At 53.0% G+C, this 14,854-nt stretch carries 9 protein-coding genes and 1 rRNA gene; 1 reads left to right on the forward strand and 9 read right to left on the reverse strand.

Annotated elements, in window-relative coordinates:
• The 7 genes from FRY98_RS13625 to pcrB form a co-directional block, all read right to left on the reverse strand.
• A 16S ribosomal RNA gene (locus FRY98_RS13625) occupies nt 1–93 on the reverse strand; the annotation flags it as partial.
• Nucleotides 94–491: 398 nt separating this feature from the next.
• Complete coding sequence (locus FRY98_RS13630) at nt 492–1,913, reverse strand: ABC transporter substrate-binding protein (RefSeq protein ID WP_225039272.1); 1,422 nt, start codon at nt 1,911–1,913, stop codon at nt 492–494.
• A 25-nt stretch (nt 1,914–1,938) separates the two neighbouring features.
• A complete protein-coding gene (locus FRY98_RS13635; protein ID WP_170287091.1) occupies nt 1,939–3,330 on the reverse strand; it encodes an ABC transporter substrate-binding protein in 1,392 nt (463 codons plus the stop codon).
• A gap of 297 nt (nt 3,331–3,627) precedes the next feature.
• On the reverse strand, nt 3,628–4,980 hold the full coding sequence (locus tag FRY98_RS13640; protein WP_148454445.1) for a radical SAM/SPASM domain-containing protein: 1,353 nt from the start codon (nt 4,978–4,980) through the stop codon (nt 3,628–3,630).
• Between the two features lie 205 nt (nt 4,981–5,185).
• On the reverse strand, nt 5,186–7,204 hold the full coding sequence (gene ligA, locus FRY98_RS13645) for an NAD-dependent DNA ligase LigA (RefSeq protein WP_148452759.1): 2,019 nt from the start codon (nt 7,202–7,204) through the stop codon (nt 5,186–5,188).
• Between the two features lie 86 nt (nt 7,205–7,290).
• Nucleotides 7,291–9,633, reverse strand: a complete 2,343-nt coding sequence (gene pcrA / locus FRY98_RS13650; protein WP_148452761.1) for a DNA helicase PcrA — start codon at nt 9,631–9,633, stop codon at nt 7,291–7,293.
• Between the two features lie 474 nt (nt 9,634–10,107).
• A complete protein-coding gene (pcrB, locus tag FRY98_RS13655) occupies nt 10,108–10,824 on the reverse strand; it encodes a heptaprenylglyceryl phosphate synthase (RefSeq protein WP_148452764.1) in 717 nt (238 codons plus the stop codon).
• Nucleotides 10,825–11,109: 285 nt separating this feature from the next.
• Between pcrB and FRY98_RS13660 the strand changes: the two genes are divergently transcribed.
• The gene (locus FRY98_RS13660; RefSeq protein ID WP_148452765.1) at nt 11,110–12,234 is read left to right on the forward strand and encodes an acyltransferase; all 1,125 of its coding nucleotides are present in this window, start codon (nt 11,110–11,112) and stop codon (nt 12,232–12,234) included.
• 70 nt (nt 12,235–12,304) lie between these two features.
• Here FRY98_RS13660 and FRY98_RS13665 read toward each other — a convergent pair whose 3' ends face one another.
• Together FRY98_RS13665 and FRY98_RS13670 are read right to left on the reverse strand one after the other, a co-directional pair.
• Nucleotides 12,305–13,189 carry a phosphatidylinositol-specific phospholipase C/glycerophosphodiester phosphodiesterase family protein gene (locus FRY98_RS13665; RefSeq protein ID WP_148452768.1) on the reverse strand — a complete coding sequence of 295 codons (885 nt, stop codon included), beginning with the start codon at nt 13,187–13,189 and terminating at the stop codon, nt 12,305–12,307.
• Nucleotides 13,190–13,319: 130 nt separating this feature from the next.
• Nucleotides 13,320–14,831 (reverse strand): sugar transferase, encoded by a 1,512-nt coding sequence (locus tag FRY98_RS13670; RefSeq protein ID WP_148452769.1) that lies wholly within the window; start codon nt 14,829–14,831, stop codon nt 13,320–13,322.
• Between the last annotated feature and the right edge of the window lie 23 nt (nt 14,832–14,854).

Raw genomic sequence — 14,854 nt, forward strand, 5'->3', positions numbered from 1 at the left:
CCAGGAGCAAGCTCCCGATTAACTCCGCTCGACTTGCATGTATTAGGCACGCCGCCAGCGTTCGTCCTGAGCCAGGATCAAACTCTCCAATAAGGGATGGAAGGATCTACTCACCCAAAAGGGAGTGGCTTTCCATCCGAGTTAAAGCTTATTGAATAAGCTGATAGCTCATTTTGAATCTGACGATTTATAAAAATCATCTAAATTGACGTGTTTCATTTGTTCAGTTTTCAAAGAACTTGATTTGTTCGCTAAAAGCAATCTAACAATCAACTTTTGTCGAACAGTATCTTATTATAGCGAAAATCAATTTCGCTGTCAACTTCTTTTTTTAAAAACGCTAGCTGCTAAACAAGCATTCGTTCGAAGCGACAAATAATAATTTATCACGCCCTTGCTTGGTTGGCAACAGGTATATTTTCCCATCACAAAAAAAGAAGGTCGATCCCGTTTCTACGGAACCAACCTTCTCATGTTGCTTTTCGGATTATTTATTTTGCCGCATCGCTTCCGGCAGCCGAACCTTCTTTGGCTTTCTTCGCCTCTTGGTCCTTGACCGCCTTGTCGAGGGTAACCTGAGCCTCTTGTTCTATGACTTTAAGCGCGTCCTCGATGGACTTCTTCTTATTCTCAACCAGGCCAAGTTCCCGATCCATGATCGTTTGATATTGTTGGTAGAACTCCATCGGAATTTTATCGGAGCTGGAATACTGATCCTCCGAAACATTCGGTTTCAACTTATAAAACACATCGAGACTATGACCGTCGTACTCCTTGCTGTAGCCCATGCGGGAGAGCAGACCGTTATTCATGGATCTCGATTTGACTTTGGCGTAATCTTCCCCATTGATGAATTTGATGAAATCCCATGCCGCATCCGCGTTAGGAGAACCGGCACGGATCCCGAAGATTTCGCTAAAGTAGATGTTTCGGCTCGTTTCGGGGTTGGTCGGATCAACCGGTCCAGAGACCATCCCAAGTTCAAACGGCTTGTAATCCTTCATGGCGCTTCTGACTTCCTTCAAGCTCTGAAGCATATAAGGATCGCCTGTAGTAAGCGCAATCCGTCCCATCAAGAACATCTGGCTCTTATAATACTCTTCCATGGATCCGCCTTGGAATCCGCCGTCTTTCGGGTTGTAAACCGCTCCCGCACTGATGGCGTCCAAAGCCATTTGATAGGCTTTTTTCCAAGAATCCGTGTTCAATGTCACCTTTAAGGTGTCCGGATTAATGGCGTTCAAACCTTCCGCAGAGGCGATCTGCTGGGCCAATTGACTAAACGTCGTGGAGTAATTCGTTCCATATCCGTATATCCGGCTTTTCTCATCCCCCTCCGTAGGGAAACGCCGGGCAAGATCGAGAATCTCCTGCCAGGTCATTCCGTCGTGGGGTGGCTCGACACCGTATTTATTGAATAGATCGGCATTATAGAAAATGGCGTTTGCGTTAAAAGTCGGGCTCAGACCGTACAGCTTGCCGTTGCCCTTTTGCTTCAACATCTCGATCAATGCGGGATAAATCGTTTCGGTATTGTATTTGTCCCGGTCGATCAGCGTGTCCAGTTCCATTAATTTGCCGTCATTGGCCATCTTGCTGTAAGTTTCGGGATTCAGCATGACAACGTCCGGCTGCTCTTTATCGATAAAGTCCATCATCGCCTTGTTATAATCCTCGACCTGCCCGCCGCTATAGATAGATTGCGTATTGACCACTTCAATCTCAACATTAGGATACTGCATCGCAAACATGTCACCATACTGTTGAAAGAAGTAGCTCTCATCAAAAAACATCACTTTCATCATGCGCTGCGTCTCCGCCTGCTTGCCCTGTCCCGGGTTACAGCCCGCAATCAGCACCATTATAGCGCTGAGCGCCAGCAATAGGAGCTTGTTCAACTTGTTACCTTTCAAGGTATACCCTCCTCATATTCTTCGATTAATTAGTTTCCGCGTCCTTCTTGTCCTTCTTATCCTTCAGCGCCTTATCCAACTGAGCCTGTGCTTCCTGCTCAATGGTTTTCAAGGCTTCATCCACGGATTTGCTCTTCTTCTCAAGCAGTCCGGTCTCCCGCGAGAGAATAGAATAGTATTGCTCGTAGAACGCCGAAGGGATCTCGTCTTCCGACGATAAAAGGTTGCTCTCTGAACTCGGCTTCAGCTTATAAAAAGCATCCAGGTTGACACCCTCGAATTCTTTCACACTGCCCATCCGGGTGAGCATCCCTTCATTCAACGTTCTGGACTTAATTTTGGCGTATTCCTCGCCGTGTACAAATTTCATGAAGTCCCATGCCGCTTCAACATTCGGCGTATTCGCCCGGATCGATAAAACGCGGCCAAAATAGATTTCCCGCGATTCATCCGGTTTGGCCGGATCCACCGGGCCCGCAACGATGCCCAGTTGGAACGGTTTGTAATCCTTTAACCGGGTTTTGACGTCCCTCAGGTTCTGAAGAAAATAAGACCCGTCCGTAGTCATCGCCATGCGTCCCATCAGAAAAGGTTGGCTATTATAATACTCTTCCATCGATCCACCTTGAAAGCCCCCGTCCTGCGGGTTGTATATCGCTTTGGATTCGATGGCATCCAGTGCGAGTTGATAAGCTTGTTTCCAACCTTCCGTATTTATAGTAACTTTCCGGGTTTTCGGGTCCACTTCTTTAATTCCATGGGTACTTGCGATCATGGACGCCAGGTCCTGAAGCTGATAACCGAAATTCGAGCCGAAACCATAGACCCGGCTTTTCTCGTCCCCATCGGTCGGGAAACGGCGGGCGGTATCGATAATCTCCTGCCAGGTCATCCCGTCATGCGGCGGCTCGACCCCGTATTTCGCAAACAGATCCGCATTATAGTAAATCACGTTCGCATAAAAGTAAGGGGACAGTCCATAGAGCTTGCCGCCGCCTCGTTCCTTTAACATCTCCAGCATCCCTGGAAGGAACGAGGACGTGTCAAATTTGTCACGGTCGATCAACGTCTGCAAATCCATCAAAAGCCCCTCGGAAGCCAGGATACTGTAGCTGTCTTTATCCAGCATCAAAACATCGGGCTGCTCCTTGTCCAGAAGCTCCTTCAGCGCTTTTTTCGTATCCTTCTCTTCCGCGTCATAGACGCTTTGCATGCTTACGACTTCAATGTTCACATTCGGATATCTCATGGCAAACAAATCGCCGTAGGTTTGATAGAAATACCCCTCATCTCCAAACAAAACCTTGAGCGTACGCTGCTCATTTTCCGCTTTGGTTCCCGTCTTCGCGCAGCCTGCAGCGAGCAAGCAAACGATGAACAGGATCAGCGGCTTATGTAGCTTTCGAAAAATCATCATTACCCCCTGTATAATAGATTCGAAATAATAACATTCCATCCTTATAACGTTTGAAAGGAAATGAAAGTTACACTTTTCGTATAATTTTTCCATTAGTATTAAAATGGCATTAAAAAATCCCCCGCCACGGAAGCAGGGGACAAGGAACATCCGAAATGGAATATTAGCTTAAATTGCCGGGCACCGACTTCGAAACCCGGCCCGTTTTGACCAACGCAGGCGCGGCTGCAGGGCGGATAATTTTCACGGCTCTCACCTCCTTTACAAGCTTCCCGGTATATCCGCTTCGCATCGCGGTTACTTCATGAAGCTGGCCTGCTTGCTTTCGTTCTGCAGCCAGACGGTGCGCAGCGTCTGTTTGATCTGCCTCTTCTCATAAGAGCAGGGCCGCTGACCGGTCCGCATCCGATAGAGCGGACAGTGATTGCCCTGGCAAGCCGGGCGAAAGAAGCAGGCGCGGCAGTTTTCGTCGTGTTCCTCCCCCGAGGTCGTCCACAGCGCCAGCTTATCGTTATCCAGCTCCAGCGTGCCGTCCCGATATATCCGCCCGAGCCGGTTGTTATCCTGCTCCAGCGCGACGGAGCATTTATACAGCACACCGTCGGAACCGACGACGAATGAATTCGGCTTGGCCGCGTAGCATATGGCCCCGGTCGGCAGCAAAATATCGGAGATGAACGAACTGATGTGCAGCCCTTCGGCGATGGCCATTTCGTTGAACTCCCATATTTTATGGTCCTTGGTGTGCTCGTCGCACACCGGAAGATTCAGATCGTTCTCTCCCCCCATACAGCCGACGGGACGAAAGTAAACTTTAAACCGCGGATCGTCCGCAAACAAATCGCGCAGCACCGGAATAAAGCCGGCAACGGCCTCAAGATTGCTGTTGTCAAAATTAACGCGAAGATTGATCTCAAAGGGGCGGTCGACGTCTTTCAACGAAAGCAGGTTGTTCACGATCGTACGATACGTTCCGCCTCCGCCATGCAGCCCTCTGCGCTTGTTATGAACCTCTTCCTCCCCGTCCAGCGTGACCATAAATCGCCCGACATGCAAATCCAGCAGTTGATTTAACCGTTCGCGCGTCAAAAAATACCCGTTGGTGGACATCTCGGCCTCATAAACCACATCATTCGCTTCGCAAGACGCGATAAAGGAACGCGACAGCCTTTCGATGAGATGCGGCACCAACAGCGGCTCACCGCCATGCCAGCTGATCGTAAGCCGGTTCAGCGTTTTGCTCCGGGATGCGATATAAGCCTCCAGGCCCTCCATCACTTCCTGGCGCATCGCCCCTCTCGGAAAAGACTCATAACAATAGGTACAGCGGAAGTTACAGGCTTCGGTTGCCAAAAGAACCAGGTGCATCGTATCGGCCGCATGCAGGGATTGATGCAGAAACAAGGCTCTGCGCAGCTCATCCGTGTCCTCCCTGACCAGAAATCCCTGCTCTACGAGCAGCGGATGCAGATCCGCAGCAGCGCCGGATGGGGGTTCGCCCGGCCGGAGGCATAGCATCAACGCCGCTCTCTCCTCCGCGGAAAAGGAGGCTACCGCCCCGGTATAACTGTTGTAAAGCACCACTCCTCCGTCATCGCTTTCACTTTGCGCATTAAACCGCGAAGGCTTCCATCCGAGTCCGTTTCCCATCAAGAACATCCCCATCCTTTTCATCTTCATTTCAAAGGAAGACTCGCCGGCTCCCCTGATCTACTCATCATGAAAGGAAATAGGCCGATGGTTCAATGACCCGCATCACTTCGCGGCAATAAACTTTGACGGCGCAAAAAAATCCCGGGCCATCGGCGCACTTGAATGCACCGTTTCCCGGGATTACCTCACTCTTTAACAAGAGTTACTCGTTTTGTCCGTTCAAAAGCTTGATCAATTCATCCTCGTCTTCGATTACCGGAATGCCGAGTTCCTGAGCCTTGGCCAGCTTGCTGCCGGCCTTCTCTCCGGCGATGACCAGATCCGTCTTCTTCGAAACGCTGCCGGTCACCTTGGCGCCGAGCGCTTCAAGCCGCGCCGTAGCCTCGTCCCGGCCGAGCTGATGCAGCGTACCGGTCAGCACGACGGTTTTGCCGGAGAAGAAGGAGTCCGTCACCGGAGCCGCCTGCTGCGGTGGCTTTGCCTCCACGCCCAGGGACAGCATCTTATGGATACCGGCCTGCATGAACGGGTCGGCAAAAAAGGACACGATGCTCTCGGCCACAATCCCGCCGATATCCGGAAGCTCCGTCAGTTCCTCTACCGTGGCGTTCATGATTTTGTCCAAATCCCGGAAATGGTCGGCCAATACTTTGGTCGTCGATTTTCCGGTGTTCGGGATGCCCAGCGCATACAAGAACGAAGCCAGGTCCCGTCCCTTGCTCTCCTCAATCGCCTTCAGCAGGTTGTTCGCTTTCTTCTCACCGAACCGCTCCAGCTTGATCAATTGCTCAAACGTGAGCGTATACAGTTCGGCCGGCTCGCGAACGTTCAGTTCATCGTGCAACTGTTCGGCGGTCTTCTCGCTGAACGTTTCGATGTCCATCGCGTCCCGGGACGCGAAGTGCGTGATCCGGCTGACGATCTGCGGCTTGCAGTCCAGCCGGTTGTTGCAGAAGAGATGAGCGCCGCGCTGTTCCAGCGGGAAGCCGCAGGCCGGGCAGTTTACCGGGTAGACGATCTCTCCGCCGTCCTGTTCCTCGGTCACTTTGCCGAGAATTTCGGGGATGACATCGTTCGAGCGGCGGATGAACACCCGGGTGCCCAGGGCGAACTTCAGGTTTTTGCGCTCGATATCGCCGACGTTGTTGAGCGTGCAGTTTTGCACGGTGACCCCGGCGAGCTCGACCGGTTCGACTCTGGCGAGCGGCGTGATTTTGCCGGTGCGGCCCACGTTCCAGGTCACGGACTCCAGCACCGTGGTCGTCTCCTCCGCTTCAAACTTAAAGGCGACCGCCCAGCGCGGGAACTTGTCCGTATAGCCCAGCACCTCGCGGGTGCGCATGTCGGTGATTTTGATGACGGCCCCGTCGATCAGGTAATCCAGCGAGGAACGTTTGTCCACGATGGTATGGAGGACATCGATCACTTCCTGGAAACTGTCGTGATACGTTACATGCGGATTGACTTTGAAGCGGTTCTCTTTGAGAAAAGCCACCATTTCCTGATGACTGGAAAACCGGATTCCGTCGGAATAACCGACATTATAGAAGTAAGCGTTCAACTTCCGTTCCGCCGTCGTCCGCGGATTCAAATTGCGCAGTGCGCCGGCGGCGGCGTTCCGCGCGTTCTTCAAGGGCTCGGCGGCCGTCTCGTTGTATTTGGCGAGCACGGACAAATTCATAATGCCTTCGCCCTGAACTTCGATCGTCCCCGCGGTGAATGGAATAGTCAACGGCACCGATTTGATCGTTTTGACCTGAGCCAGAATGCCTTCCCCGATCACCCCGTTGCCCCGGGTCGAGGCTTGAACCAGCTTGCCGTCCGTGTACGTCAAATTCAACGTCAGGCCGTCGAATTTGAGCTCCACCACATAGGTAGGGTCCGGCAGCGGCGTATCGGGATTTTTGCTGTTGTAGTCGGCAATCAATCGCAGCACCCGATTGTTCCAGTTGATCAGTTGCTCCTCGTTCTGCGCTTTATCCAGACTCCACAGCGGAGCCAGATGGCGATGGGGCTTAAAGCCCTGAAGCAACTCGCCGCCGACCCGTCCCGTAGGCGAATCGGGGAGCGTTATCCCGGTCTCCGCCTCCAGCGCGGTCAATTCGTCGTACAACAGATCGTACTCCTTGTCGCTGACGAGCGGCTGGTCCAGGGTGTAGTAGTGGTAGTTATACTGGTTTAACTGCTCTACAAGCTGTTCCATTCTTTGCATTTTATCCATGCGGGGACAACCCTCCTTATTATGTAGGACGGAGGGACCGCCTGACCCGTTCGTTCAGGGGCCCTCCGCGTATTGATGACGGCTCCTTAGCCCTCGGTCACCTTCGTGATCGGGGCAAAGCTGGCGAGCAGGCGCTTCAAACCGATCGGTGCCGGAAAAGCGATCGTCAGCTCCGTATTATTGCCGGAGCCGGTGATCGACACGATGGTGCCGACGCCCCATTTGCCGTGCGACACTTTGTCGCCGGCCTGGAATTCGCCGGGGTCGGTCGACCCCGGCGGCTTGGCCATGGCGGACGACCCGGAGGCGCCCACCGTCATGGTCACGCCGCTGCGGCCGCCCGCAGCCGGCCGCGAGCCGGGGACTTCGGCCGCGCCGCGGTGGCCGAAGTTGCTTCCGCCGCCGCCGAAGCCGCGGCCGCTGTACGCGCCGCCGATTCCCGCCCCCCGGCGGTACCGATCGCGCGCGATGCCCGTATCTTCCTTGAGTTCCTCCGGAATCTCATCCAGAAACCGCGAAGGCGGGTTGGCGGTGGTCCGGCCGAACAAGGTGCGCATCTGGGCGCAGGACAGGAACAGCTTCTCTTCGGCACGGGTAATGCCGACATAAGCCAGCCTGCGCTCCTCCTCCAGCTCCTCGTTGTCGAGGAAAGCCCGGCTGTGCGGGAACACGCCTTCTTCCATCCCGACGATGAACACGACCGGAAACTCCAGGCCTTTGGCGCTGTGCATCGTCATCAGCACGACCGCGTCGTCGTTCTGTTTCTCGGCGTCACTGTTATCGTTCATGCTGTCGATATCGGCGATCAGCGCGAGGTCGGTCAGGAAAGAAACGAGCGACTTGTCTTCATTATTATTCTCAAATTCCATCGTTACCGACAGGAATTCATCAATATTTTCGAGGCGGGACCGCGATTCGATCGTATTCTCGTTCTGCAGCTCCAGCCGATACTGCGTCATTTCCAGCAATTTCTCGGTCAGCTCGGTGACGGAGAGATACTCGACCATTTGATGCAGCGCCGCAATCATATCGTAAAACTCGACCAGCGCGTTGCGGGTCCGCCCCGCGATGCCGAGATCGTCGACCGTCTCCAGCACGCGGAAGATGGATACTCCCCGCTGTGCCGCCGCGTCGGCCAGTTTGCCGACCGTCGTATCGCCGATGCCTCTTTTGGGCACATTAATGATCCGGGTTAAGCTGATATCATCGTCAGGGTTGGACAGCAGCCGCAGGTAAGCGAGCAGGTCCTTGATTTCTTTGCGGTCGTAGAACTTGATGCCCCCGACAATCTGGTAAGGGATATCCGATTTGATGAGAATTTCCTCGATGACCCGGGATTGCGCGTTGGTCCGGTAGAGGATGGCGTGGTCGCGGTATTTTTTGCCGGCCTTGATGTTGTTGGATATCTCCGACGTGACAAAATACCCTTCATCATGCTCCGAATCCGCCCGGTAGACCTTGATCTTGTCGCCCTCGCCCTTGTCGGTCCACAGCTTCTTCGGCTTCCGTCCCGTGTTCCGCCCGATCACCCCGTTGGCCGCGTTCAGAATCGTCGCGGTGGAACGGTAGTTCTGTTCGAGCATGATCGTCGTCGCTTCCGGATAATCCTGCTCGAAATTGAGGATATTGGTGATATCCGCCCCGCGCCAGCGGTAAATCGACTGGTCGCTGTCCCCGACGACGCAGATGCGGTGATGTTTGTCGGCCAGCATCCGGCACAGCATATATTGCGCCCGGTTGGTATCCTGGTATTCGTCGACGTGGATGTACTGAAATTTTTTCTGATAAAAATCCAGCACCTCCGGCGTTTCCTTAAACAGCTCGATCGTCTTCATGATCAAATCGTCGAAGTCGAGGGAGTTGTTGCTGCGGAGCCGCTTTTGATACATCGTGTAGACTTTGGCGACGATTCCTTCGAAAAAGTCCCCGATCTTCTGTTCATACTGCTGCGGTGTGATAAGTTCGTTCTTCGCGGTGCTGATCATCGATTGAACGGCCTTCGGCTCGAACTTCTTCGTGTCGATGTTCAGTTCTTTCATAATGTTGCGGATAACGGAGAGCTGGTCGGTCGAGTCCAGAATGGAAAAATTCGACGTAAACCCGATGCGCTCGATATCGCGCCGCAAGATGCGCACGCACATGGAGTGGAAGGTGGACACCCAGATGTCCCGGCCCTCCGCGCCGCCGACGAGGCGGGATACGCGGTCCTGCATCTCGCGCGCGGCCTTGTTGGTAAAGGTGATCGCCAGAATGGCCCAAGGCGGCGCCTTGCGGGTGGCGATCAGGTAGGCGATGCGGTGCGTCAGCACGCGCGTCTTGCCGCTGCCCGCGCCGGCCATGATCAGCAGCGGCCCTTCCGTCGTGACGACGGCTTCCCGCTGCTGCGGGTTCAGACGGGCGACCGCCTCTTGTATGTTAACAGGTTGCATAGAAATCATGCTCCTTTCTTAATATCGCTTCAACTGTCCAACCCAAGGTAAGGTCAGGGATCGGAGAAGGGATCCGATCTCAGGCGCTTGAGCCTTTTGCAGACATTTAACGGCCTTTTGGGCCGTTATTGCGGCCGAACCTGGGATGATACCCCCACCGCGGAATAACAGTCTTTTAGGCCGTTATTTGGGCCAGATTCGGCTCCAAGGGCAAAATAGAGGTCAAAAAGGGCCTTATTTACTTTGGGCGGACCCCAAATCAGGGTTTGGAGCGCTTTTTTCCAAAAATAAGAGCCTAAACAGCCGCTATTCGGTTCCGATGAGCCAAATTCGACAAAATAGCGCCTTAAAAGTCCCTTATTCACCTACCCTATCTCAAACGGAGTTGGCCGCTATCCAATTTGCTCGTGTAATGCAACGCTAGCGCCCTAATTTCTCCTATTTTCCCACCTCGGGCCCCAGAACAAGGTTCTGTCAAACTTCTTCGTTTATCATTCGCCGCTCTTGCACCGCCTTCACCGTTTCAAGCGCCCGGTCGAGATCGGTGTACACCGCGTTGCCGACGACGATGGTGTCGCTGACCGCGGCCGCCCGCCGGGCCGACTCCGCGTCCGCGATGCCGCCGCCGTAAAACAGGCGGGCTTCCCCGAGCGAGCGGCGGACGTCCGCCACCAGCTCGAGATCCCCGAACGTGCCGCTGTACTCCACGTACACGATCGGCAGGCGGAGCAGTTTATCCGCGACCTCCGCGTAGGCGGCGGCCTGAGCGGCCTCCAGCCGCGTATCCGCGGACGTGATCCGGGCTACGGTCGAATCGGGGTTCAGCACGATGTAGCCTTCGGGCACAAGCATGTCCCACGGGATCATGTAGCCGAACCGCTCCACCGCCCGGGCATGCTGCCCGATCAGCCAGTCGCTCTGCCCCGTGTTCAGCACCATCGGAATCAGGTACAGGTCGAACCCCGGCACGACGGCCTCCAGGGCGGAAACCTCGAGCACGCAGGGGAGCTCATATTGACGAATCCGGGACAGAAGGTCCACGGTATTGTCATAGGTCACTCCGCTGGACCCCCCTACCATGATCGCGTCGCTCCCGGACAAGCAGACCGCCTCCAACGCTTCGTCCGTCAATATCCGATCCGGGTCCAATTTAAAAACATGCCGCCAGTTTTGCCAATTTTGCCGCTGCATGAACACCCCATCCACCAAGCCTTTCCAACCGATTCAGCTCCCTATATGGTCGCGAAAAACGGGGCCTCTTTCCCGCCCCGCATCCAGTTTATGCCGCTTTTTTCACAGTACTGTATATCATAACATTTCTAGTCTAAGTTACCCCGGGGGGACTGTCAATGTTCGCATCGGAGGCGAACAAAAAAAGTTGGCCTCTTCCGGGTGATTCGATTCTATGGTCGGTTGACGGGCCAATTCCCCTTTTAATAAACTGGTCATAGTTCACAAAGATAAGAGGGGGATTATTTGAGAAAAGCCAAATTAGAAGAGATTGAAATATTGCGCGGACTGGCCTTTTTAGCCGTTGTTTTGCAACACGTCATCGCCGGTCTCTTTTACCAGCCTGGGTTGAGTCCCGGGGTACTTACGGTCGGAACGACCGCACTCGGACTGAGCCGGTATGCGGTGCCTATGTTCGTCTTCATTACCGGGGTGGTTCTTTTCTATAATTACGACGGAGAATTGAAGTTCGGAGCCTTTCTGCGAAAAAGATTTCAGCAAGTCGTTGTTCCCTATCTGGCCTGGACCCTTTTCTACTATGTTTGGGTCGGCTTCCTGAGCGGAGTTTCCGCCAAAAGCACCTGGCTGCAGCTTTACGACATCCTTGAGTTGTCTTTGACCGGCAAAGCTTCTTATCATCTATGGTTTATGGTCATGATTATTCCTTTTTACCTGCTTTACCCTCTATTTCGGCTTCTGTTGTCCAGGCAAAGATCATGGCAGGTGAATCTTGCCGTTGCGGGCGCCATCTTGATGATCAACCTGCTGCTCGTTTACGCCCTTTCCCAAGGGAAAATTTACAGCGACAATCCTAACCTGGGCTTTATTTTTCAATATCTGGACCGAAATTTCGTCTTCTGGATCTTTTACTTTATGCTGGGCGGGTTGGTAGGCATATATTATGAACAGTGGAAAACCTTTGTGCGGAAAACCTGGCTGATCAGCGCCTCGCTTCTGGTCCTCTGCATGGTTCGGATCTACTTTAAAGTCGCTGAGATCAATGAAGGCGTGACGGACAATCCGTATCTGTTCAGCTCGAATGTCACTGCCCCGTTAAATCCTTTTATGATGGCGACGATTATCTTCCAGATTCTACTGATCTTCCTTCTGGCCGAAAAAATAGCCGCTTCCTCCGGACGGGGCGCCAAAATGCTAAGAACGTTCGGAAAATACTCTTTCGGAGCTTACCTGGCCCACGCCTTCGTTCTGAATGTCGTCAGCAATTCGGTTATCGCCTATCTGGGTGTCCTGGGCGTCTACGCTCAAACGCTCGTGTCCTTTATCCTTTGTGCGGTTCTTAGTCTGGGGCTCTGTGTAGGTCTCAGCCGAATGAAGACTTCGGTTGGCGAAACGTTGGTAGGTAGAGTTTAAGGGTTTGGTGGGGAGGCTCCCGCCCCCCATCATCTCCCCCCACGGCATGGAAACGAAGCAACGGAGAGCGTTAAAATCCGAGATAAGCGGTCCAGCCTGCCCGGGCGGCATCCTGCTCGCTCAAAAAATCGGTGTAGAATCCGTAAACTCCCATCCGCTTGAACTTCGCGATGCTTCTGGGCTCATTCACGGTATGAACATAGGACGGGACCCCGATGCTATTCAGGGCGGTCACGAGTTTTTCCGTGGCCCGGGTTTCCGACATGGTGACGGCGGCGAGCCGCTTTTCCTTGGCAAATTCGATGACCTGCTCATCCGAATCCTCGGATTGATAGAGCGTATAAATCACCTGCTCGAAAGAATGCAGCCTCTCCACGTCTCCCCACATCTCCCGATTGTAAATCTGCGGCACAACGCGATCCAACAGGGCAGCGTCCCGCTTTTTGGCGCTTTGCACGATCTTGGTGTAAATGCGATTAAACTCTTCCGTCTTAATCTGCTTGGTATCGGTAACCACATAGATGTCGGGATAGCGTTCCATCAAGTCCAGAATATCCTCCCAGCCCAAAGGTTCATACCGGCCGAGGATTTTGGCCTCCTTGAATTCCCGGTAGCTCCACACCGTCCCGCGCTCGTCAGGCTTCACCATCGCCTCCTGACCCAGCATCTCGGTGAACTTCTCGCCCCATTCATGCCGGGCGATCAGCCGGTCATCTTTGCTTAAAAGGAGGTCCGCCTCGAAAACGCGGGTCCCTTTTTCATAGTTGGCAATGAAAGCTTCATAGCTGTTCGTATACGTCAGCCCCTCGATCCCGCCCATGGCATGGGCCACCACCCGGTGCGCCTGGAACCCCGGAGCCGATGGCACCGATGCCTGCGGTTTGGAAAGGGTGAAGAACATAAGAACGGTAACGCCCGCAAACAACAGCAAGTAATGCAGGGGTTTTGGATTCATGCTGTGCCGCCCCCTTTTTAGGATGATTTCGCCCGGAATCGGGCTCGCGATTTCTTATTAACTAATAAACGTAAAAAAGCCTGCAGACTCAGGGGAGTCTTGCAGGCTTTCACGATGCTATTTTATGAAATTAATAGGCCCCCGTACCTTTTATGACGATCGGCAGGGTCTTAAAGAGGATTTTCATCTCCAGGCCGAAGCTCCAATGCTCGATATAATATAAGTCCAACTTTACCCATTCTTCAAAAGGCAGGTCGCTTCTGCCGTTAATTTGCCAAAGCCCCGTAATGCCCGGACGAATATCCAGCCGCCGCCATTCGTAGTCCGTATATTGCTCCACTTCCTTCGGAAGCGGAGGGCGCGGACCGACCAGACTCATATGGCCGAGTACGACATTCAAGAGCTGCGGCAGCTCATCAATGGAATATTTGCGGATAAACCGCCCCACTCTTGTCACGCGAGGATCGTTCTTTATTTTAAATACCGGGCCGTCCGCCTCGTTTTGCGTAGTCAATTCCACTTGCAGCTGCTCCGCGTTCTCCACCATGGATCTGAACTTATACATGTTGAACGGAGCCCCGTTTTTGCCGATCCGCCGCTGTTTGATCATCACGGGTCCTTTGCTGTCCAGCTTGATGCTTACGGCTACGATGAGCAGTAAGGGAGAGATTAGGATCAGGCCCACTATGGAGAGCACCAGATCCGAGGCTCTTTTCAAGATTAGGTTAAGCCCGCGCAACGGCGTCTTGACGATCTCGATACAAGGATATTCATAGGCCTGGTCAAACACGACGCCCGACGTCACCATTTCGAACATCTCCGGAATGATCTTAATACGGACATCATATTTGCGGATACGAGTGATCATGTTATTAATTACGTTCCGTTCCGAGGGAATCGTAATGTAAATCTCATGGATTTCGTACTGCTGTAGCAGCCTTTCCACCTGATCAATCGAACCGATCACCTGCTCCGTATCCTTTTTATAATCATCCAAAAAGCCTACGAACCGGTATCCGTTTGTTTTCCCGCTAAACAGGTTATCCCGGATTTCCTCGCCTACCCGCCCGGCGCCGATTATAAGGACATTCTTGCTGTATATGTTTTTGCGGGTTAAAAGAACCATGACCCCCTGGCGCAGCAGACGGGAGATAAAGGCGCTAACCACGATCAAGACCGCAAAAGAGAAAATGACCAAGCGGGAATAGACTACCCCGGTTTTCAAGAAAAAGATAAGGCCGAGAGCGATGAGGAAAGAAAAGAACACGGCTTTTCCCGCTTTTAGGGTGTCATCGATAACTCTAATATCCCGGTCCCATTTGTAAAGTCCGTGATGGGTCGTATAAATCGCGTAGATGGTAAAAATCACACCCAATAAGAGCAGATAATCTCTTCCCACCGGCAGCGTTTCCCAGTGATTGAACAGGTCGGTGACGCTGTCGATTTTATAGTCGGGGAGTACCCGGATAAAAAACAGCAGCATAAAACTGCAGATGTAAAAGACATATTCCAGCGCGATCAAAACAATGTTAAGAAACCTCTCCAAACGAAGCGTCCGTTTCTTGTACATGGAGATATTCTCCGCGATTAATAGATTGGTTGCATTCAATGATTTATTGTTCATGGATACCGACGAGCTCATTTCCACACTCCCCAAAAAGCATT

Source organism: Paenibacillus faecis, from assembly GCF_008084145.1.
Classification (GTDB): Bacteria; Bacillota; Bacilli; order Paenibacillales; family Paenibacillaceae; genus Fontibacillus; species Fontibacillus faecis.

What these genes read in the sequence shown, in the direction of transcription:
- FRY98_RS13635 (WP_170287091.1), bottom strand. Translation starts at nt 3,330, where the DNA reads ATGATGATTTTTCGAAAGCTACATAAGCCGCTGATCCTGTTCATCGTT.
- FRY98_RS13640 (WP_148454445.1), bottom strand. Translation starts at nt 4,980, where the DNA reads ATGGGAAACGGACTCGGATGGAAGCCTTCGCGGTTTAATGCGCAAAGT.
- ligA (WP_148452759.1), bottom strand. Translation starts at nt 7,204, where the DNA reads ATGGATAAAATGCAAAGAATGGAACAGCTTGTAGAGCAGTTAAACCAG.
- pcrA (WP_148452761.1), bottom strand. Translation starts at nt 9,633, where the DNA reads ATGCAACCTGTTAACATACAAGAGGCGGTCGCCCGTCTGAACCCGCAG.
- pcrB (WP_148452764.1), bottom strand. Translation starts at nt 10,824, where the DNA reads ATGCAGCGGCAAAATTGGCAAAACTGGCGGCATGTTTTTAAATTGGAC.
- FRY98_RS13665 (WP_148452768.1), bottom strand. Translation starts at nt 13,189, where the DNA reads ATGAATCCAAAACCCCTGCATTACTTGCTGTTGTTTGCGGGCGTTACC.
- FRY98_RS13670 (WP_148452769.1), bottom strand. Translation starts at nt 14,831, where the DNA reads ATGAGCTCGTCGGTATCCATGAACAATAAATCATTGAATGCAACCAAT.